Genomic DNA, 20,627 nt, shown 5'->3' on the forward strand with positions numbered 1-20,627 from the left:
CACGCCCACAACGCCCGGATTGACGACGATCTCTACCATCAGCGCTCCATGTCAGAAACCGTCTTCTCCTCGGTGAAGCGCTCGCTGGGCGTTGCCCTGCGAGCGCGTACCTGGTACCGAGAATTTCGTGAACTTGCACTGATGTGTGCCGTCTACAACATCAAGAAGGCCGCAGAACAGGAGATTCCACTCCCTTCAGGCGATTAAACACGGCCGTGTGAGTCACATCTCGATTGACGAGAACGATTCCGCCGATACGGAGACCGTCCTGACCGATTCCGTCCGAACATCCTGCTAAAAAAGAAAGCCCACCAACCAGAACCGACCGCCTAGAAAGATGGTGAAGTGACACATCTTCAACGGAGAAATCCCGAAGCATATCTTTTCTGGTTGCTCTCGAGGGTTTCGACCCACGGTCGGTCGACAGGTACGAACACGGGTTCAATTCCTGAACGCCGGTAGATCGAACGCTCGGCTCGATGATTTCAAATAGAGCAATCAACTTATAACCTAACGCATTGTAGCACTGCCAGACCGATGAGAGTGGGGCAATGAGCCAGGAACCACGGAACGTGGCGGTGTTACACGACCGGTTTCCCGGCGTCGGTGGGGGAGAACGGTTCGCAATCGAAGCCGCACGGGTGCTTGACGCACCGATATACACCATGTACGTCGCTGACGGCGTCGACCTGCCGGACGACGTGCGAGTCGTCCCTATCCAACAGGACAAGTACACCCGGGGACTCACCGGGCAGTTCCTTGAGTGGAAGAGCGAGGGGATGAATCCCCTGGAGACGCTGTCGGTGGCGCTCGACATGACGGACGCCCACGAGGAACTCGCGAACTACGACGTGCTCCTGGAGAGTGCACCCCTCTCGAAGTCGTACGTCCCGCGAGTCGAACAGACGGTTCTCCAGTACCCACACAGCCCGCCACGGTGGCTCTACGACCTCTACAGCGACCGTCTCTCGGGATTCGAGTACCCCGGCATCGGCTTCGCACTGAAAGCGTACGCGAAGTGGTGGCGGACACTCGACAAGGAAGGAAACGACTACGTAGACCGCTTCGTCGCCAACAGCGAACTCGTTCGTGACCGCATCCAGCGGTACTACGGCCGGGACGCGGCTATCGTCTACCCGCCGGTCACCGGGGAGTGGCGCGACGACGGCGACGACGGCTATTTCGTCACGTGGTCACGGCTCGCACCCGAAAAGCGAATCGACCTCGTCGTGGACGCGTTCGCCGGACTGGACGAACGCCTCGTCGTCGTGGGCGATGGAGAAGAGCGCGAGACTATCGAGAGGAAAGCAAAGCCCCACGACAACATCGACGTTCGAGGGTACGTAGAACGGGTCGAAGACGTGGTCGCTCGCGCCACCGCCGTCGTCTACGCACCCAAGGACGAGGACTTCGGTCTCGTCGGCGCGGAAGCACTGACGGCGGGAAAACCCCTCATCGGCGTGAACGAGGGGTTCACCCGCCACCAGGCGGTCGACGGGAAGACCGGACTCCGATTCGAACCGACCGTCGCGTCGTTACGCGACTCCATCGACCGCTTCGACCCGGACGACTTCGATTCTACCGAGATACAGCGATTCGCCGAACGGTACGACAGGGCGACGTTCGCCCGAACGCTCCGAAACGTCGTTCGCAGGACGCACGCAGAAACCGCCTCGAAACGCTCTACAGTCGATGATACGGAAACCATACACGTCCGCTGAACCCCGCGTCTCGGTCGTGATACCGACCCTCCCGGCGAACGACCACGACCGAGTGGTCGCCGACCTGCGAGAGCAGACGACGACGGCCTTCGAGATACTGGTCGTCGACGACGCCAGTCTCGACATCTGCGAGGCCAGAAACGCCGGAATCGAGGCCGCCGAGGCCGACGTCGTGGCGCTCACCGACGACGACTGTCGGCCGCCGCCGGACTGGGTGGCTCGCGTCCACGACGCCCTCTCGGGCGATGCGGTCTGCGTCGAGGGACGGGTCGAGGGAGGACGCACGTATCGCGGCGAGGGATTGTACGTGGGCTGTAACCTCGCGTTCGACCGCGACGTCGCGCTCGCTGCGGGCGGGTTCCGGAGCGAGTACGCAGGGTGGCGCGACGACACCGAGTTCGGCTGGCGTCTCGAGGACGCGGGCCCGTGTCGCTACGATTCGGATCTGGTAATGTACCATCCCGACAGACCACGCGCCAGTATCGACGAGGAGAAAGAAGCGAGCCTGAAACGTGAGTATCCCGCACGCTACGAGCAGCGAATCGTCCCCGACACGACGCTCGGGCGAATCAACGACTGGCTCTGGCGACGAGGGGTCTGGGACGCGGTGGACAGGGTTCGTTCCCCCGGAGAGAGCCGATGACGTTGGCCGACTGGGTCGCCGAGAGTCGAGACCGCATCCGCGAGGAAGGCTGGCGCGGCGTGGACAAATCGGCCTACGAGTTCTACAAAGGCGGGCTTCGGAGACTCGGCGAACGTCGAGCCTACGGCCAGTCTATCTACAGCCACCCGTGGGACGCGCTCGTCGTCCTGGATGGGTGCCGGGTCGACGCGCTACGCGAGGTCGCCCGCGAGTTCTCCTTTATCGACCACGTCTGGCGCTTCGAATCGGCGGGCACGCGCTCGGACGAGTGGATGCACGCGAACTTCGACGCCCGCGATTGTACCGACACGGTTCACGTCACGGCGAACCCGAACTCCGAAGCACACCTCGACCCGGAGAACTTCCACCTGCTGGACGAGGTCTGGCGGGACGGCTGGAACGACGAACGGGGGACGGTTCCGGCCCGCGCCGTCACCGACCGAGCCATCGCGGCGGCGCGCGAGTACGACCCCGAAAAGCTCCTCGTCCACTATATGCAACCGCACTTCCCGTCCGTCCCCGACCCGCTTCCCGGCGGGGCGATGAGCCGCGACGAGTTCGGGCAGCGCGTCGGCGTCTGGGAGCGACTGCGCCGCGGCGACCTCACGAGAGAGCGAGTGTGGCGTGCGTACCGCAAGAACCTCCGTTACGTGCTCGCGGACGTCTCGCTCTTGCTCGACAATCTCGACGCCGACCGCGTCGTGCTCACGGCGGACCACGGCAATGGATTCGGCGAGTGGTACGTCTACGGCCACCCCGACAGGGTGCCGATTCGCGTTCTGCGGGAGGTGCCGTGGGTCGTCACCAGCGCCAGCGATTCGGGAGCACACGACCCCGCTGACTGGACACACGAGACGAACCGGCCGGTCGAATCGGTCTCCGACCGCCTTTCAGCGCTGGGGTACCGATGAACGTCGCACTGGTCGTCCTCGACACCTTGCGAAAGGACGCCTTCGACGAGCACTTCGACTGGCTTCCGGGCAGACGGTTCGAGAACGCCTACTCCACGTCCCACTGGACCGTCCCGGCCCACGCGTCCCTGTTCGCGGGGAAGTACGCCAGCGAACTGGGGGTGTACGCCGGCGCGCAACTGCTCGACTGTCCCGAACCAGTGCTCGCGGAGTCGTTTCGGGACGCGGGCTACACCACCCGGGCGTTCAGCGCGAACGTCAACGTCTCCCGGCCGTTCGACTTCCATCGCGGGTTCGACCAGTTCGAAGGGAGTTGGCGACTTCGGGCGCTCTCCGAGAACGTCTTCGACTGGGACGGCTTCATCGCCGAGACGCGAGAGATGGGGCCGGAACGCTACCTCCACGCCGTGCGCGACGTGCTCACCGGCGACTGCGATACGATTCCCTCGCTCAAACGCGGCGCGCTGCTCAAACTGCGCGATATGGGCTGGGGCCGGACCACCCGCGACGACGGCGCGACCGAGGCCACGCAGTTCGTCCACGAAACTGAGTTCGGCGACGACGAGTTTTTGTTCGTCAACCTGATGGAGGCACACACTCCCTACGACCCCCCCGAGGAGTACCAGTCGGTCGACCCACCCGAACTGAACGGGCTACGGGCGACCCTCGACGCGCCGGACGCCGACCCCGACAGGATTCGGCGGGCGTACGACGACAGCGTTCGCTACCTCTCCGACAGCTATCGTGCCATCTTTTCGACACTCCGCGAGGAGTTCGATTACGTCGTCACCCTCTCCGACCACGGCGAGGCGCTCGGCGAGTACGACGCGTGGGAACACCTCTGTGGGCTGTACCCGGCGGTGACGAAGATTCCGCTGTGCGTCTGGGGTGACGAACTGGACGGAACCTGCGAGGAGACGGTGAGCCTGCTCGACGTTCACCGAACGATGCTCGACCTCGCCGACCTGGACGGTGAGTCCCGCGGGCGCTGTTTGCTCGGCGACGTGACCGACGGGCAGTGGCTGGCCGAGTATCACGGCCTGACCGACCGCCACCGCACCTCGCTGGGCAGGGACGGCTTCGACACCGCACCGCTCGACACCGAACTGAACGCGCTGATAGCACCGGGGTACTACGGGTGGGAGACGCCGGACGGCTATCACGAACTGGGCGAAATAGACAAGCCACGCGAGCGAATCGAAACGCTCGTGAACCAACTCGAACGGAGAGTCGTCGAGAACGACGTGGGCGTTTCGGAGGCCGTCGAGAACCAACTCCGAGACTTAGGCTACGCGTGAGCGAAGCAGCGGACATCAGCCTCAGCAAGGAGACGCTCGGCGGAACGGTCGCCCAGTTCACGATGGCGGCAATCGGCTTCGCCGGGACGGTCGTCTTCGCGCGGTGGCTCGGGCCGACCGCGTTCGGCGGCGTCTACCTGCTGTACGCGCTGGCGAAGCTCGTCGACAGACCGATGAACGGCTGGTCGTTGGCGGCGAAAAAACGTCTCTCGGAGAGCGACGCGCTCCGCCCGCCCGCTTTCGGGGCGCAACTGCTGTTCGACGCGTGCTGGCTCCTCGTCGCAGGGGGCGTCGTCTTCCTCGCTGGCGACGCGCTCCGGGGGTACACCGGCCTCGCGGCGGCCCCCCTCTTGCTCGTCGTCCTGCTCGTGACCGAATCCGTCTACGAGAGCCTCGATAGCCTCGTCCAGGGTCGCGGCCGAATCAGCGTCGCGACGTGGATAGATACCCTCAGGTCGGTGCTCACGTTGCCGCTTCAGGTGGGCTTCGTCGCACTGCTCAGTACCGCCGGGGCGGTAGGGGCTGCCGGGATGGTGTACGGGTTGGCGACGGCGTCGGCGCTCGTGCTCCCCGTCATCTCGTGGTTCGTCGGAGCGCGTCCGGCGGTACCGTCCCGGACGTTCGTCCGGAGTCTCGCCGACTACGCGCGATACAGCATCCCGACGGTGGCGCTAGGAACGACGTACGACCGCCTCGACGTGCTCTTGCTCGGGTTCTTGCTCACACCCGCTGCGGCGGGATTCTACGAGGTGGCGTGGAAACTCACGCTCCCGGCGGTGTTCGTCGCCGACGTCGCGGGGCGAGGTCTGATGGCGGCGGTGAGCGCTCGAAACGCGCAGGGAGCGGCCGTCGGGCGGGACGTCTCCAACACCGTCGCCTACGCAGGAGTGCTCGCGTTCCCCATCTTCTTCGGGGCGCTGGCGCTCTCGAAACCGCTCGTCGTGACGGTGTACGGCCCGGAGTATCGGGAGGCGGCCCTCCTGCTGGTCGGTCTCGCGGGGTATCGCGTCGTTCGAGCGCAGAGCGGGCCACTCGTGCAGGCGATAAACGGTTTCGACAGACCGGACGTCGCGCTGCGACTCTCCGCCGTCGCGGTAGCCGTGAACCTCGTACTCGGCGTCGCGTTCACGCTCCAGTTCGGCCCTATCGGCGTCGTCGTCGCCACGCTCGTCGCGGAGACGCTTCGGTATCTCGGTGGCGTGGTGTTCTTCCGGCGTTCCGTTTCGGGATTCGTCCCCCTCTCGCGCCCCATGGTCGCACAGGTAGGGGCGAGTCTCGTCATGTTCGGCGCCGTGTCGATAGCCCACACTTCGATTCCCGTTCGGTCGTGGGTGGACCTCGCCCTCCTCGTCTCGCTGGGCGGCGGCGTCTACCTCGCGGTCCTCCTCGCGGCGAGTCCGGGAACCAGACACACGCTCGGTGAAGCAGTGCGCGGGTCGGTCTCACTCTAACTCTTCGACCGTTCTCGCAGTGATTCCATGCTCCGGCCTTCCACGATGAGCGTCTCCACCGTTCCGGATTCGTTGCGAACGGGGCGAATCGACACGTCGAGGAGAATCAGGTCGTCGGTTGTCCGGTTGTCCGCGGTGAACTACCCCACCTACCGCTCGCCTGACGGCTCACGCTTGAGGGTGGGGCTTCCTGTTTCTACGACGCGCTGTGCAGATACAGGCGTATCCACAGGGAGCGCAGTCTCCACAGGCGTTGACGAATCGCTCAGCGATTCGTTCGCCAATCAGAAATCTTCGATTTCTGGTGACGTTGATTCGGAGCGTCCCGCTCCTATATCTTTGAGACCGCGAGAAAGGATGTTCCACGCCGCGTTCGCGTCTCTATCTGCTTCAAACCCACACGAGGGACACGAGTGTTCACGGACCCACAAGGGCTTCTCGGTCGAAACCCCGCAGGACGCACACTCTTTCGTCGTTCCGCGCGGATTCACGGCGACGAAATGCGTTCCCTCGCGCTCACATTTGTATTCAAGCATCCGCAGGAACGTTCCCCACGCCGCGCCCGCTCGGTTCCGAGAGTTGCCCGGCAGTTCGACCAACCCTTTCGCGTCCAAGTCTTCGACCGCCACGAGCTCGTACTCGGTGGCGTAGTAGTTCGAGAGCTTGTGGAGGAAGTCCCGTCGCTTGTTCTTCAACTCAGCATGACGCTCGGCCACGACTCGGCGCTGTTCCTCCCAATTCGTAGACCCGTGTTGCTTGCGCGAGAGGTCACGCTGTGCACGTTCCAACCGCTCCCGTTCGTCGGACAGGTCGAGTGATTCGACGGCGGTTCTGTCGGTGTCGTGGGCGTACTTGAGGATGCCCACGTCAATACCGATACACCGCTCGGGGTTCTCCGGTTTCGCGGGCGGGTCGTCGAGCGTCTCGATGCCGAGGATAGCGTACCATTTCCCGGTCGGCTCCTGTTTGACCGTGACGGTCTTGATTTCGGCGTCGTCGGGGAGGTCGCGGTGGAAGGTGAGCGGGATATCACCGAGTTTCGAGAGCCACAGCGCGTCCGACCGCTCGTGTTCTTGAGCTTGAAACCGGATTGACTATAGGTGAAACTGCGGTACTCGCCCGGTGCTTTCCACTTGAGCGTCCCGACGCCGTAGCCGTTCTCTTTGCGACCGCGAAGCGTCGAGAGATTGTCGTATACTCGCTGTACGACTTTCTGTAGAACTTTCGAGTGAACGTCGGTTTCGAAGACGCCGGTTCCCTCCGCAAAAATCGAATCCATCTCGACGGCGGCGGCCTCGGGAAAGAGGTCGATAAGTCGCATGTCGGCGATTTCGTCGTCGTACCCGGTCACCTCGCACATGGTGTCGTTCCAGCGGATGAACTCGTAGTTCGTGTCGACGGCGTAGAAGATGTCGGCGAGCGAATCGAGCGCACTTTCTATGAACGACTGTTCTTCTTTGAGGGCGCGTTCGGCCCAATACTTCTCGACTGCGTTTTCGACGACGCTCGCGAGGACGGTGTACTGGTCCGTGTTAGTCTCCTTCTGGAGATAGCCGGAGACGCCGGCAGCGATGGCCTCGCTCGCGATTTCTTCGCTCCCCTTGCCAGTAAAGAGGACGAACGGGAGGTCTGGGTGCGTCTCCCGAACCGCGGCGAGCAGTTCCAGGTCATTCACGTCGGGCATGTCGTAGTCGCTGACGACGCAGTCGACTCGTTCGGATTCCAGGTGGGCGATGGCCGCCTCGGGGTCGGTCTCGAAGTCCGTCTCGAATACTCTCGTTCGCGCTCGAAAAAGAGTGCGGACATATCCGCGAGGTCGGGGTCGTCGTCGACCACTAACACGCGGATTGACTTCGTCATACCCCTCCCTATGCACAAACATACGTAAACCTGACGTAGTATTTATTATATTATCCTTACTTGTTTGAGAAGAATAGCTTTTCGCACGAGCCAGAAGGTATAATGACCTATGGTCACGAACAGAATCGTGATGACACTCTTCAAAATCAACCTCGAAAAGCCGGCACTCCTCGAAGAGCGAGTGTACGCCGACGAGGACGCCACACCAACGACCGCGAAGACCACGTCGTCGGAGACGGGGTCGTCCGGGGGGTCGCTGCGTGCCGTGCTCGGACCGGTGGTCGGCCTACTCGTCGTCGTCGGAATCGGCCTGCTCGTCCGGAAACGTCGGTCGTCGGCGAGCGAGGAGACGGAAGCGGAGCAAACGGAAACGGAAGTCGAAACCGAAACGGACGATTCCGACTCTCGACTGGGCCGCGGTCGAACGGCCGCCCGCGCAGTCGGCATCCTCGGAAGCCTCCTCGGTCTCTTCGTTGTCGCGCGAAAAGTCCGAGGCGGGTCGTCGCAGGAGTAAGCGGAATTGACTACTTTCTGAGATTTGTTTCGTGCGTCTCGTCGTACCAAGATTTATACATTTTGAGAGGGTTGTATCCGAAACATCAGATGACTATCAAACCCGCCGATTACGACCTGCGCGAACTTCGCAGGATGGCCGACGAGGACGAGCCGCCACTCGACCTCTCCTCGGGGGGCGAAGAGCGCGTGGCAGACGACCTGTTTCGCCTGGGGCAACGCGAGGAGCTACTGAAACTCCAGACGCGAGTGCTCGCGTCCGGGTCGCTTCCGGAGAAACCCTACCTGAGGACGCTCCGAACCGGTACGGGGCAGAAGTCGTCGTCTTCGAGTGGCTCGATTTCCTCGTCGAAAAGGCCGGATTCGAGAATACCGGGAACGCCCTGGCCTACTACGAAGAGATAGACTGGTTGAGCGAGGACGCCTACGAGAGTCTCAGAGCATACATGTTCGGATTCTCTGAGAGCGACCGATTCGGCGAGACCGGTCCCGCCGACCTCGATACGAGCGACCACGTGGTGAGTCTCGTCTACATCGCCCGCCTCGCCTCGCTGTAGGTCACTCGGCGTAGCCGAGATTCCGTAACCTGTCCTCGATGACCTCGTCGGTCATCCCCTCGCGCGCTTGCGGCGACTCGGTCGTCACGTCGCGACGCTCGTCAGAATCGATTTCAGCCCACGGCACTTCGATGAGTTCGCGCTTGTGGAGTCCGCCGGGGTGACCGTAGGTCTTGAGCGGAATCGGATACGTGCGCTCGCCGATGAGGTTGCCGTGGTCGGCCGTGATGACGGTTTTGCCGGTGAGTTCGCCGACCAGTCGCTCGACGTGTGGGAGCACTTCGTCCAGATTCTCGACGTACGCCTCGATGATCTCCGACTCGTTTTCCGTCCGTCCGTTGAACAGGCCGAACCACGGATGGGGTTCGCCACTGCGTTCGTCGTCGTCGAGTTGCATCTCGATACCCGAGTGCTTGAGTTTCCGTCCCCTCTCGCCGATGAACGGGTAGTGTGGCTGCATGAAGTGCGTGATGATGCGCTTGTCGGGATACTCCTCGAACGCCGCGAGCGTCTGTTCGACCATCGTCTCGGGCGTGACCGTACGGAGGTCCTCGTTCCAGTGGCCGTCCAGCAGATTGACGACGGCGTGGAAGGTGCCGTCAGGGAGTTTGTAGGCGTGTGGATTCGACGTGACGTACACCGTGTCGTGAAACTCGCGCCCGACGAAGCTCTCCTGCATGAACTCCCAGCTCTCGCTTCCCGGCGAGAGTTTACTGGTCACGCGGTCGCCGAGGGTGGCACGCGTGGCGAACATGTCGTACCGGCAGGCGTCCAGGATGACGAGATTGTCCCAATCCTCGGCCATCACGTCGACGCGCTCCTCGTCGTTCCACCGGCGAGAGGCGTAGGCGTTCACCTTCAGTGCGTCGTTGCGCAGTCGCCGTGTTTCACCACGTATGAGAGACGGCTTTCGTATGACCCGGAGGGCGTTCTGCAGATTGTACCGTTCCCGAATATCCATACCAGGGGGTAGTGAGGCTAGGCCCTTATTTATGGCCTGTTTAACGCCTCGAACGCCTCAGCGTGGGAGAATTATACGGTTCATAGGTTCAGTCAGCGTATAGATTTCGTCGGTTCCGTGGCCTTTCCGGGCGTCATCCGTTCCCATGCCACTCGTTCGCCTTCGTCGAAACCTACGATTCTTGACAGGTTTCGGAGGCTGGTATCTCGAACGGTAATCGACCGACTGATACCCGACGTGACAGCGAACGGCGTGACTTCGGCCCGCGGTCCACGGGGTCGTACGGAGCGACGATCGGGGTCCTCCTGGTGCTCACGACGTTCGCGGCAGATGGGCCCTGTCGGATTCGAACCAACGACCACCCGGTTATGAGCCGAGCGCTCTAACCAGACTGAGCTAAGGGCCCTCTCGCCTATTCGTAATCTGGGCCACCTCTTTAGCGTACCGGGTTGGAGTCGAGAGCGGGTCTCCTCGACGCGTACTGAATCTGGAAAAGCGCCGCCGCCAGGGCTCGAACCTGGGACAACCTGGGTAACAACCAGGTGCTCTACCAACTGAGCTACGGCGGCTTTCTCTGCATCTCCCCATAGATGGAGTTCTTTGATAGGGCTTTCGTTTTCCCCCGGCAGCATCGATACGCTTTCACGCGTTCGTGGAAAAGTTTCGGACGATGGAACGCTTCGAAGCGGTCGTCGAGGCAGTCCGCGAGCAGGTCGAACCGGACGCCGACGAACGAGCGCGACTCCAGCGCGTCGCCGACCTGTTGGTCGAACGAACCGAGGAGGCGGTCGCCGACCTGCCGACCGACGCCGACGTGATACGGGTCGGGAGCACCGCCCGAGGGACGTGGGTCAGTGGTGACCGGGACATCGACCTGTTCGTCCGGTTCCCCCCCGATCTCGACCGCGAAACGCTGGAGACCTACGGACTGGAGGTCGGCCACGCGGTCTTGCCCGATGGCCACGAAGAGTTCGCAGAACATCCCTACGTCAAAGGGGAGTTCGAGGGGTTCGACGTCGACCTCGTCCCGTGCTACCGCGTCGAGTCGGCGGCGGCGATTCGGTCGGCGGTCGACCGGACTCCCTTCCACACTCAGTATCTCGAAGCGAAACTGGACGAGGCGCTCACCCGCGAGGTGCTGCTGTTCAAGCAGTTTTTGAAGGGTATCGGCGTGTACGGAAGCGACCTCCGAACCAGGGGATTTTCGGGCTACCTGGCCGAACTCCTCGTCCTCGAGTTCGGCGGGTTCCGCGGCCTCCTCGAAGCCGCGTCGGAGTGGCATCCACCCGTACACCTCGACCCCGAGGCGCACGGACGAGCGACGTTCGACGACCCACTGGTGGTCATCGACCCCACCGACCCGGAACGCAACGTCGCCGCCGTCCTCTCGGCCAGGAACGTCGCGCGACTCCAACATTACGCCCGTGACCTGCTCGCGACGCCGCGCGAATCGGTCTTCTTTCCGGAGTCGCCCGACCCACTCACGCCCGCCGACGTTCGCGAGTTCGTCGCCGACCGGGGAACCACGCCGGTCGCCCTCCGATTCGACGCGCCGGACGTGGTGGACGACCAGCTCTACCCCCAGCTCCAGAAGTCGCTCTCGGGCGTGGGTGACGCGCTCGCTCGGCGAGGGTTCGACGTCCTGCGTAGTGCCCTGTTCGCCGACGACTCCGCGGTGCTCTTTTTCGAACTCGAAGTCACGGAGCGTCCCGCAATCGAGCGCCACTCCGGCCCGCCCGTCCACGTCCGCGACCACTCGACCGGATTCTACGAGACGTACGCCGACGACGCCGAGGCCTACGGCCCGTTCGTCGACGACGACCGATACGTAGTCGAACGAGAGCGGGAGTTTACCAGTGCCGTCTCCTTCCTCGAAAGCGACGCCGTCTTCGACGCTGCCCTGGGCGTCCACGTCGAACGAGCGATGAACGCGGGATACCAGGTGCTCTCGGGCGACGAAGTCGGGACGTTGGCACCGGAGTTCGGCGTCGACCTGGCGGGCTACTTCGACCCGAAACCGTGAGTGTCGCAAACACTGAATTTCGAAGGTGCAGCGAGTCTGGCGTCTGTCTAACCAGTAGGGTTATATGGTTGGTGTGCATTACCATAGCACGTATGGCCTCCGCACCAACCGGCAACGACGAATCCATGTTCGACCAGTTCCTCGCCGACCGCGGTCACGAGACAGAACGACTAGACTGGGAGCAGGAGTACAACAAAAAGCAGTGTCCGGAGTGCGGCGGATTACACGACCTCGCAGCGAGCGAGTGTTCCGTCTGCGGTTGGCACCCGTAGCCCGTCCGTCCAGTGAGATTCGCCGCGCTCACAGCGCGGTGATGATTCCAGCGCCAACGACGACCAGCGACGCGCCCACGACGATGCCGCGTGTGACTCGTTCTACGTCCCGAAGCAGAAAGTACGCGAAGACGGTCGTGAAGAGGGGTGCCGTCCCGGTCAGCGGATCGACGATAGCCACCCGGCCGTCCGGAAGCGACAGCGCCGCGAACAGCGACAGCAACGCCACGGCAGTGAGCGTTCCACTCGCTGCGAACAGGCCGTAGGTTTCCCGTGGCGCGGTGAGCACGTCCCGGCGATTTCGCGCGATAGCGTACCCGAAGAGCGCGACGAACGCCGCCGTTTCGTTCAACGCGACGGCCTGCAACGGTGTCGTCTCCGTCGTCGCCAGTCCGAACCGGCGAACGACGTTCCCGACGGCGAACGCCCCCGCCGCCGCCAGCGGAAACGCCAAATCACGGCGTTCCCACCCACCGATGTCACCGCCCTTCGCCAGCGCGAGTATCGTCAGTCCCGCGACGAGGACGACGATACCGATGCCGGTCGCCAAAGAGAGCGGTTCGTCCAGCACGGCGACCGCGAGCATCGTCGCGAACAGCGGTCGCGTACTGATGCCGGCGCTGTTGATGCTCGCGCCGACGCGCCGGACACCCCCGAATGCGGCCAGTCGACCGACCGCCGTTCCGACGAACCCCCCGAAGAGGAAGATACCGACGGTGACCGGTGAGAGTCCGACGAACGGGTTCGTCCCTTCGAGGGCGATGAGCGCCGTCCAGAACAGCACCGAATCCACGACGACCACGACCAGTGACGCCTGGAGCGAGTTGCCACCGTCGGCCATTCCCCGTTTCGAGACGATGGGTTCGAATCCCCAGAGGACGGCAGGAAGAAGCGAAAGGAGGTACACTTCGACGGGGAGCGTCATTGCAGGAAGGTGACCATCCGGCGGCTTAACTCCCTCGTCCGAATCGATGTCGGTACACATATACTGTAATATTACGAACCGGTGGGTAGAGAGAGAATGCCAGAGTGTCAGAACTGTGGGTCGTTCGTGACGGCAGCCTACGCGAGAGTGTTCACACCACCGGAGGAAGAAGACCCCCGCGTCTGTCCGGACTGTGAAGACAAGGTTCGAGACGGTGCGGAGGTACGCAACGCACGCTCGCCTCGTGGCACCTGAACCGAAAATACCTCGAATTCGATTCACGTCGTTTTATACGTTACCGGCCCCTGTGATGGTGTAATGACCGTACCAACGGCGGAGACTGACGCGAAAGTAACCCGGTTGTTCGGTGGACCGGGAAGCGGGAAGACGACCGAACTATTGGACAGAGTCGAAGATATTCTCGCCGAGGACGGTGTTACAGTAAACGACATCCTCGTCGTCTCGTACACCCGTGCCGCCGCGAACGAAGTTCGTGACCGACTCGCTGAGCGACTCGACGTCGACCCGCGTTCGTTGCAGGGCAACGTCTGTACGATGCACGCGAAAGCCTACGAACTACTGAATCTCTCTCGTGGCGACGTCGTAGGCGAGAAGCACAAAGAGGAGTTCTGTGAGGAGTACGGACTGGAGTACGAAGACGAGTACAGCGGCTCTGGCCGTCGAACCGCACGCTCAACCACGCTCGGCAACAAGATAATCGCCACCTCGCAGTGGCTCCAGCGAACCCGCAGACAGGTCGCCGACTGGTACGACGTTCCCTTCCAGTGGGACGTAGAGACGGTCCGCCTGCCTCCGGACATCGACCCGAACGCACAGGAGGGCAACAAGTACACCCCGACGTGGCCCAGTAGCGACGACCGGTTCGACGTTCCCGAGGCCATCCGAGCGTGGCGAAAGTACAAGGGTGACGAAGGACTCGTCGGTTTCGCCGATATGCTCGAACGGGTGAAACAGCGCTCGCTCCTGCCGAGCGTCGATTATCTCATCATCGACGAGTTTCAGGACATCACCCAACTGCAGTTCGACATCTACGAGGGGTGGAAACCCCACATGAAAAGCGTTCTCATTGCGGGTGACGACGACCAGGTGGTCTACGCGTGGCAAGGTGCAGACCCGAAACTGCTGCTCGGCGAGGGTGGCGAAGACGTGATTCTCGACACCTCGCATCGACTCCCCTCTCGCGTCCTCAAAGTCGTCCAGCAGGAGGTCACGCACATCGAGGAACGACAGGAGAAGAACCTCAAACCGCGCAAGGAAGGCGGTGTCGTGGAGGCCGTCGAGAACCCCTCGATGCTGGACCTCGTGCGGAACGTCCGCTACACCATCCGCGAGTTCGACGGTACCGTGATGGTGTTGTTCCGCGCCCGCTACCAGATGTTCCGGTTCGTCGACGAGTTCATCGACGAGGGAATCCCGTTCCAGACGCTCACCGACCAGCGGATGTGGACCGACCGACTGAACCAGTACGTGGACGCAGTCGAGCAGATAGAGGCCGACGAACCCATCGACGGACTGCAAGCCCGCAGACTCGCCGACATGCTCGCTGACTCCACGTTCGGGACGAACGAGCGCGACGAGATGTTCGACGCCATCGACGAACGGAAAGAAAAGGGGGGCGTCGACGACCTCACCGAACTCTCGTTCGACGCCGACTTCGTGCGGAACTTCGCGCCGTTCATGCCCGGCCCGAAGTCGGCGTCCGACATGGTCAGGAAGGTCACGAGCTATCAGAAACGCTCCATGGACGCCTACTTCAAGGGGAAATACCGGGGAATGGAACGCGACCGCCTCCGCATCGGCACCATCCACAGCGCGAAAGGTCGCGAGGCAGACCACGTGTTCGTGGCGACCGACCTCACCGAGAAAGTCGTCGAACAGATGGCGGCGACGGTCGAAAACGAGGGCATCGACGTTCCGATAGAAGGGAAGTTCACCGCCGGAACCGACCCCGTTCCCATCCTCACCGACAACGAGCGGCGGGTCTTCTACGTCGGGATGAGTCGTGCCCGCGAGCGTCTCGTGCTCATGGAGAACCTCGTCAGCGGCGCGCCGACGCTCAAACTCGACGTGCTGCTGTTCAACGAACCGAACGAGAAGTCGGTCGAAGACATCCTCGGCGAGAAAGTCGAAGCGGAGTAGTCGAGGCGACGCTATCGAACCTCGTTCGTCGGTCGTCTCCCGTTTTCCGATACCCGTGCATTGATACCGTTTCACGAAGCAATCAATTCGCATGGCAACTGCCGAACACGAATCGGAATCTCGGTACGCCGAACTGCTCGACCGAGTGAAACGTATCTCGAACGTCGGGAAAGCGGGGATGGTGCTCTACTGGGACCAGCAGACGAAGATGCCAGAGGGAGGGACCCCTGCGCGCTCGAAACAGCTGTCTGCGCTCCAGTCGATTCAACACGAACTGCTCACCGACGAGCGCACGGGCGAACTGCTCGACGAACTCGAAGACGAGGAACTGGACGACGAACAGGCCGCCGTCGTTCGAGAGATCCGCCGAGAGTACGACCGAGCGGTGGACGTGCCCGGCGAACTCGTTGAGGAGCTCACCGAGACGATAAGTGAGGCCCAGCAGGCCTGGCAGGAGGCGAAAGCCGAAGACGAGTTCGAGACGTTCGAACCCTACCTCGACCGACTGCGTGAACTCCACACCAAACGCGCAGAGCACATCGACCCCGACAGAGACCCCTACGAGGTCATGTTCGAGGAGGGCGAACCCTACCTCTCGCTCGACACCGTGGAGCAAATCTTCGACGAACTCCGCGAGGGACTGGTTCCGCTCATCGAGGACATCGAGGAGAACGGTGCAGACATCGCGGACGACGCCTTCGAGGGCACCTTCGACGCCGAGACGCAGGAAGACCTCTGCCGAGACGCCCTCGATACGCTGGGCTACGACTGGAACCGGGGTCGCCTCGACACCGCGCCGCACCCGTTCATGTCCGGCACGCAGTTCGACGCGCGGGTGACGACGCGGTACAACGAGACCGACCCCATCGACTCGCTCACCGCGACGATTCACGAGTTCGGACACGCCACCTACCAGCTCGGCCTGCGCGACGACGCCTACGGCACCCCGCTCGGCGAGTCGCGCAGTTCGGGCATCCACGAGTCCCAGTCGCGGTTCTGGGAGAACCACGTCGGCCGGACGAAGGCCTTCTGGGAACTGTTCCTGCCGAAGATGCACGACCGGTTCCCGGAGACCGAAGACGTGAACGTAGACGAAGCCTACGAGGCGGTCAACCAGGTGTTCACGGACAACCTGATTCGCGTCGAGGCGGACGAACTCACGTACCACATGCACATCATCCTGCGGTCGGAGATCGAACAGGAGTACGTCTCCGGCCACCTCGACGTGGACGACATCCCCGCCCGCTGGAACGAGTTGATGGACGAGTACCTCGGCGTCGCCCCCGAGACCGACTCGGAGGGCTGTCTCCAGGACATCCACTGGACCAGTCGGTTCGGCGGCTTCCAGAACTACACCGTGGGTAGCGTCTTCGCCGCCCAGTTGTGGGCGACCATCGAGGAGGAACTGGACGACCCGACGGCGCTCATCCGCGAGGGCGACTTCGACCCCATCCGCGAGTGGCTGACCGAGAACATCCACGAACAGGGCCAGAAGTACACCACCGACCAACTCATCGAGCAAGCGACCGGCGAACCGCTGACCGCCGACTACTTCCTGGAGTACGTCACCGAGAAGTACTCTGAAATCTACGACCTCGACTAAGTTCTGTTCGGGGATTTAGAGTAATTCGATTTATTTCTGGCTCTGTTTTTCTTCGAGGTGTTGGATGAGAGAGCGTGTCATAGAATACGTCTCACACCCACTACCCAGCAATTATACGGTCCTCATTTCACTTGTAATCCAGTGGTTCCACCAGTCATCTGTTTTATCCAAGATTAAGATCGTGGATAATATCGATTGAGAACTATTGTATGACACCCTCTGAGATGCTGGCATAGTGATTGGTGGCTGTGGATGAAACAGCACAGCGGCCGATTGGCGAGAATCGAACATCGACTGGTCGGCCTGCCCTCGTGGGTTGGCTGGTTGACTTTCCGTGAGATTCGGAAGACGGCCAACCGACGAAAGCGGCTGGTCGGCTTAGGCTTGGCCGGGTGGGCCTCGCCCACCCGGCCTCTGCGGCCTGGTGGCAACGGGCGAGCGACTGAGTGAGTGAGGGCTGGGGGAAATCGAAGATTTCCTCGGCCGCGGAAAAGCTTCTCTCTTCCGCAGGCGTGACGAGGCTCAAGCAACAGCAAACGAAACACCCCAAAAACTATTTCGAGAAACGACGTAGCAGCCGGAACTATCCCGAAAAAGTCCAGCTCCACATTGATAGTACAAAACAGTACGTTTCAGTACAGCCGTTCACGTGGTCACTCCTTTTCGTCCTCGGTCTTCGCGACCTTCCCGACGACTTTCTGGACCGCACTGACCGGGATGTCAGTCGGGGTGGTCAGCCACTCGCGGAGGACGACCATCAACGCGGCGACGACGACGAACGCGCCGCCGAGGAGGGTCTGGCCCGCGAGCAGGCGTTCGATGCCGAACAGAGCGATGGGGATGGCGAAGACCAGCGTCGCCGCCAGACTCACGGTGTCGAGGATGCCCAGTTTCATGCCCCTCCGTAGCCGGCCACCGACCAAAAGTGCGCCGCCACGACGCCGCTGATTCGGAACGGCCGACTCGGACGACCCGGACGATTCGGAACGGTTTTCAACCGCCCGGCGTCACAGTTCCGTTATGTTTACCGGAATTGTTGTAGAGGCCGGCGAGGTACGCCACGTCGAGGAGACGGAGGGTGGCCGCCGACTCACGATAGCGGCGGAGGAGGCGCTCTCGGACGTCGAGCATGGCGCGAGCATCAGCGTCAACGGGGCCTGCCTGACCGTCGAGCGGTTCGACGACGAGACGTTCGAAGTGTTTCTGGCGAGCGAGACGGTCGCGAAGACCTACCTCGGTGAGGTCGAGGTGGGAGACGCCGTCAACCTCGAACGCGCGCTTCGAGCGGACGCGCGTCTCGACGGCCACTTCGTCCAGGGACACGTCGATACGACGACCCAGGTCGTGGACGTGCGACAGGTCGGCGAGGACTGGGAGTACGAGTTCGCCATTCCAGAGGGCTACGGCCAGTACATCGTCGACAAGGGGTCGGTCGCCCTGGACGGCATCAGCCTCACTGTTGCCGAACGAGACGAGACCACCTTCACGGTCGCCATCATCCCGACGACGCGCGATTTGACGAACCTCTCGGAGAAAGAACCGGGCGACCCCGTCCACCTCGAAGTGGACGTGCTCGCCAAGTACGCGGAACGACTGCTCGTGGAGTAGTTCGATACCCAAACGAAAACCGAAAGACCGGAAGACTGATTCGGGGCGTCAGTCCATCGGTGACTCGGCGATGCCGAGTTGCTGGAACATCCCCAACGTGTCGGGTTGCGTCCATCGCTCGACTATCTTGCCGTCTTCGATACGGGTGAAGACCATGTTCTGCACTTCGAACGAGTTTCCGGTCGGCTCGATTCCCATGAACTCGCCCTCGTGCGTGCCCCGGAGCGTCACGCGCATTGCGACTTCGTCGTCTTCGGCGACGATGTCCTCGACCGTCGCCTCGAAGTCCGGGAACGCATCGAGAAGATTCCGGAGTCGCTCTAGGTTCGCGTCTCTCCCTTCGGTTCGTTCCCCGAACGCACCGTGTTCGATACAGTCCTCGGCGCACACCTCTTCGACGAGGTCGAAGTTCCGTTCGGTGGCCACATCTTCCGGAATGTGGCGCGCGAGGCGCTTTTTCTCCTCGATTGATACTGTTGCCATCGTACCCCCATAGCGTCTCCCCGACACCTCCCCATTTCTTCTCGTCTCCTCGCTACCGTTTGCTCACCCCTCGTGTCGCCCGCTCCTCCCGTCTCGCTCTTTGCCTCCTCATCCCTTTCTCGTCTCCTTCGTTCCGTCGCCTTCTGCTTGGAGACGCTACTACTAGCTTCGACACCGGTCACGATAGACGTATCGTAGGATAGAGTGTGAGACGGTAGAGTACGAAACGGACGCTAGACTTCGGGTGTCCGACGAAGTGTGAAACGACTGTATGGCGGGGAGTACGGCGAAACTACTCCGATTTCACGTCGACCGTGTCGTCCGATGGCTGTCCTTCGTCGTCGAGCGCCACTGGCTCCTGTTGGTCCGCCCGGTCGTACAGTCTGCGGTAGCGGGCGATTTTTCGGTAGAGCAGGTAGCCGAAGAAGCCGTCGTAGACCAACACGAAAGCGATGTACGCCATCGCGGTCGAGACGGTGGGGAAGAACGTCGAGACGAGGGCGGGCACGAAACCGACGAGCGAGTTGTACGTCGCGTGGATGAACGCCGCGATGAGCAACCCCTTGACGACGATCGGTCCGGCGTTCTCACGGTTGAACTTCGCCAGTCCGAGATAGTAGCCAGCGAACGCGGAGTAGATGACGTGCCCCGGCCCGGCGAACAGCCGGAAGACGGCCGTTTGTCCCGCCCGCAGGAACTGGTCGGTTCCCCCCGAACTCAGAAACTCCTGGCTGATGTAGATGGCATTCTCGATGGTCGCGAAGCCGAGTCCAGCCATCGCGCCGTACACCGCACCGTCTATGACGGCGTCGAAACGAGGACTGCGGAACGCGTAGAGACGCACCGCCAGCCACTTTACCGTCTCCTCGATGGGGGCGACGATGATGTAGAAGAAAAACACCATGCCGACGACCGGGATGTTCCGGAACAGTGGCTCCGTATACGAGTTGAACACCGCCGCGAACCCGGCGAACAATACGCCGAGCAGGAAGGTGCCGACGAGAAGCGGGAGGGGTTCGGACATCGTCACGTCGGCGTACCAGATGTAGGCTGCCAGCGCGAACGCGGGGACGACAGAGAGGAGGATGAACGTTCCGACCCACGGGTCGGTCGCCGCCGCCAGTCCACCGAGCGCGAACTGCACGAGGAGAATCGCCAGTGCCAGCAGGATGACGACTACCCGCGCGGTCGCCACAATGGTTCCGTACAGTTTCCTCGCAAACCAGTCCAGTCGCGTCCGTTCTTCCCACGTCGAGATACCGTAGAGGTCGACCGAGTCGTCTATCCCACGCGAGACTGGGTCGCGTTGCTCGTCCATACTCCGTCATCGAACGGGCGAGGAGTAAATCGTTCGGAGACGGTGACTTTATACACCTAATACGAATATATATAACATGTACTCCTGTAGGGGTGCGTTTATTACCGGGAACAGGCCAACCGTGACACAAGATGTCGCCAAAGAGCCGAAGCCGAGGAATTTTGTACTCGGCACCACCGGAAAAAACAGTACGAGACGACAATAACACACCAGTCGACGAAGAATCGACGGAATCGACAGACGAACGAATCACCCCCGGAGCCGACGCGAACTGGACCGGCACCGTCCCGGCAGACGACTGACGTCGCCATTTTTCGAGT

20 protein-coding genes, 2 tRNA genes and 2 pseudogenes are annotated in these 20,627 nt (G+C 62.1%); 15 read left to right on the forward strand and 9 right to left on the reverse strand.

Annotation, left to right across the window (positions count from 1 at the left end):
• From ACR3FF_RS05710 to ACR3FF_RS05735, 6 genes are all read left to right on the forward strand, one after another.
• The coding region (locus tag ACR3FF_RS05710; RefSeq protein WP_458186844.1) for a transposase at window positions 1–207 on the forward strand (207 nt) is incomplete at its 5' end.
• 344 nt (window positions 208–551) lie between these two features.
• A complete protein-coding gene (locus ACR3FF_RS05715) occupies window positions 552–1,721 on the forward strand; it encodes a glycosyltransferase (protein ID WP_458186846.1) in 1,170 nt (389 codons plus the stop codon).
• A complete protein-coding gene (locus ACR3FF_RS05720) occupies window positions 1,693–2,364 on the forward strand; it encodes a glycosyltransferase family 2 protein (protein WP_458186847.1) in 672 nt (223 codons plus the stop codon). The genes ACR3FF_RS05715 and ACR3FF_RS05720 overlap by 29 nt, the downstream gene beginning before the upstream one ends.
• Entirely contained in the window at window positions 2,361–3,275 is a 915-nt protein-coding gene (locus ACR3FF_RS05725; protein WP_458186849.1) for an alkaline phosphatase family protein, read from the forward strand. Before ACR3FF_RS05720 ends, ACR3FF_RS05725 begins: the two co-directional genes overlap by 4 nt.
• Window positions 3,272–4,573 (forward strand): sulfatase-like hydrolase/transferase, encoded by a 1,302-nt coding sequence (locus tag ACR3FF_RS05730; protein ID WP_458186850.1) that lies wholly within the window; start codon window positions 3,272–3,274, stop codon window positions 4,571–4,573. The genes ACR3FF_RS05725 and ACR3FF_RS05730 overlap by 4 nt, the downstream gene beginning before the upstream one ends.
• The gene (locus ACR3FF_RS05735; protein WP_458186852.1) at window positions 4,570–6,024 is read left to right on the forward strand and encodes an oligosaccharide flippase family protein; all 1,455 of its coding nucleotides are present in this window, start codon (window positions 4,570–4,572) and stop codon (window positions 6,022–6,024) included. Before ACR3FF_RS05730 ends, ACR3FF_RS05735 begins: the two co-directional genes overlap by 4 nt.
• 149 nt (window positions 6,025–6,173) lie before the next feature.
• Here ACR3FF_RS05735 and ACR3FF_RS05740 read toward each other — a convergent pair.
• Window positions 6,174–7,612 (reverse strand): annotated as a pseudogene (locus ACR3FF_RS05740) (RNA-guided endonuclease TnpB family protein).
• Window positions 7,607–7,906, reverse strand: a pseudogene (locus ACR3FF_RS05745) (response regulator); the annotation flags it as partial. The pseudogenes ACR3FF_RS05745 and ACR3FF_RS05740, both read right to left, overlap by 6 nt.
• Before the next feature lie 108 nt (window positions 7,907–8,014).
• Here ACR3FF_RS05745 and ACR3FF_RS05750 point away from each other — a divergent pair.
• Together ACR3FF_RS05750 and ACR3FF_RS05755 are read left to right on the forward strand one after the other, a co-directional pair.
• Window positions 8,015–8,398, forward strand: a complete 384-nt coding sequence (locus ACR3FF_RS05750; RefSeq protein ID WP_458186853.1) for a hypothetical protein — start codon at window positions 8,015–8,017, stop codon at window positions 8,396–8,398.
• 31 nt (window positions 8,399–8,429) lie between these two features.
• Window positions 8,430–8,954: a FlaD/FlaE family flagellar protein gene (locus ACR3FF_RS05755; RefSeq protein ID WP_458186855.1), complete on the forward strand. Its 525-nt coding sequence runs from the start codon at window positions 8,430–8,432 to the stop codon at window positions 8,952–8,954.
• A gap of 1 nt (window position 8,955) precedes the next feature.
• Here ACR3FF_RS05755 and ACR3FF_RS05760 read toward each other — a convergent pair whose 3' ends face one another.
• The 3 genes from ACR3FF_RS05760 to ACR3FF_RS05770 form a co-directional block, all read right to left on the reverse strand.
• Complete coding sequence (locus ACR3FF_RS05760; RefSeq protein WP_458186856.1) at window positions 8,956–9,915, reverse strand: hypothetical protein; 960 nt, start codon at window positions 9,913–9,915, stop codon at window positions 8,956–8,958.
• A gap of 331 nt (window positions 9,916–10,246) precedes the next feature.
• Window positions 10,247–10,321, reverse strand: a tRNA-Ile gene (locus ACR3FF_RS05765).
• A gap of 90 nt (window positions 10,322–10,411) precedes the next feature.
• Window positions 10,412–10,484, reverse strand: a tRNA-Asn gene (locus ACR3FF_RS05770).
• A gap of 101 nt (window positions 10,485–10,585) precedes the next feature.
• On the opposite strand from ACR3FF_RS05770, the gene cca reads away from it, so the two are divergent.
• Both cca and ACR3FF_RS05780 read left to right on the forward strand, forming a co-directional pair.
• Entirely contained in the window at window positions 10,586–11,938 is a 1,353-nt protein-coding gene (cca, locus tag ACR3FF_RS05775; protein ID WP_458186858.1) for a CCA tRNA nucleotidyltransferase, read from the forward strand.
• Between the two features lie 92 nt (window positions 11,939–12,030).
• Window positions 12,031–12,210, forward strand: coding sequence for an HVO_0416 family zinc finger protein (locus tag ACR3FF_RS05780; protein ID WP_458186859.1), 180 nt, complete (start codon window positions 12,031–12,033; stop codon window positions 12,208–12,210).
• Window positions 12,211–12,238: 28 nt separating this feature from the next.
• Here ACR3FF_RS05780 and ACR3FF_RS05785 read toward each other — a convergent pair whose 3' ends face one another.
• Entirely contained in the window at window positions 12,239–13,135 is an 897-nt protein-coding gene (locus tag ACR3FF_RS05785) for an EamA family transporter (RefSeq protein ID WP_458186950.1), read from the reverse strand.
• 96 nt (window positions 13,136–13,231) lie between these two features.
• Here ACR3FF_RS05785 and ACR3FF_RS05790 point away from each other — a divergent pair, with 96 nt between their 5' ends.
• The 3 genes from ACR3FF_RS05790 to ACR3FF_RS05800 all read left to right on the forward strand — a co-directional run bounded on the left by ACR3FF_RS05790 (window position 13,232) and on the right by ACR3FF_RS05800 (window position 16,898).
• A complete protein-coding gene (locus ACR3FF_RS05790; RefSeq protein ID WP_458186861.1) occupies window positions 13,232–13,390 on the forward strand; it encodes a DUF7563 family protein in 159 nt (52 codons plus the stop codon).
• Between the two features lie 63 nt (window positions 13,391–13,453).
• The gene (locus ACR3FF_RS05795; protein WP_458186863.1) at window positions 13,454–15,295 is read left to right on the forward strand and encodes a UvrD-helicase domain-containing protein; all 1,842 of its coding nucleotides are present in this window, start codon (window positions 13,454–13,456) and stop codon (window positions 15,293–15,295) included.
• Window positions 15,296–15,386: 91 nt separating this feature from the next.
• A complete protein-coding gene (locus tag ACR3FF_RS05800) occupies window positions 15,387–16,898 on the forward strand; it encodes a carboxypeptidase M32 (protein ID WP_458186865.1) in 1,512 nt (503 codons plus the stop codon).
• A 653-nt stretch (window positions 16,899–17,551) separates the two neighbouring features.
• Here ACR3FF_RS05800 and ACR3FF_RS05805 read toward each other — a convergent pair.
• Window positions 17,552–17,794, reverse strand: coding sequence for a DUF7533 family protein (locus ACR3FF_RS05805; RefSeq protein ID WP_458186867.1), 243 nt, complete (start codon window positions 17,792–17,794; stop codon window positions 17,552–17,554).
• Window positions 17,795–17,918: 124 nt separating this feature from the next.
• On the opposite strand from ACR3FF_RS05805, the gene ACR3FF_RS05810 reads away from it, so the two are divergent.
• Window positions 17,919–18,506: a riboflavin synthase gene (locus ACR3FF_RS05810; protein WP_458186868.1), complete on the forward strand. Its 588-nt coding sequence runs from the start codon at window positions 17,919–17,921 to the stop codon at window positions 18,504–18,506.
• A 48-nt stretch (window positions 18,507–18,554) separates the two neighbouring features.
• On the opposite strand, the gene ACR3FF_RS05815 is transcribed toward ACR3FF_RS05810, so the two are convergent.
• Entirely contained in the window at window positions 18,555–18,989 is a 435-nt protein-coding gene (locus tag ACR3FF_RS05815; RefSeq protein WP_458186869.1) for an ester cyclase, read from the reverse strand.
• A 292-nt stretch (window positions 18,990–19,281) separates the two neighbouring features.
• Window positions 19,282–20,307, reverse strand: coding sequence for a PrsW family intramembrane metalloprotease (locus ACR3FF_RS05820; protein WP_458186870.1), 1,026 nt, complete (start codon window positions 20,305–20,307; stop codon window positions 19,282–19,284).
• A gap of 161 nt (window positions 20,308–20,468) precedes the next feature.
• On the opposite strand from ACR3FF_RS05820, the gene ACR3FF_RS05825 reads away from it, so the two are divergent.
• The gene (locus tag ACR3FF_RS05825) at window positions 20,469–20,609 is read left to right on the forward strand and encodes a hypothetical protein (RefSeq protein WP_458186871.1); all 141 of its coding nucleotides are present in this window, start codon (window positions 20,469–20,471) and stop codon (window positions 20,607–20,609) included.
• The last annotated feature ends 18 nt before the right edge of the window (window positions 20,610–20,627 follow it).

This window comes from Haladaptatus ordinarius (assembly GCF_054177595.1).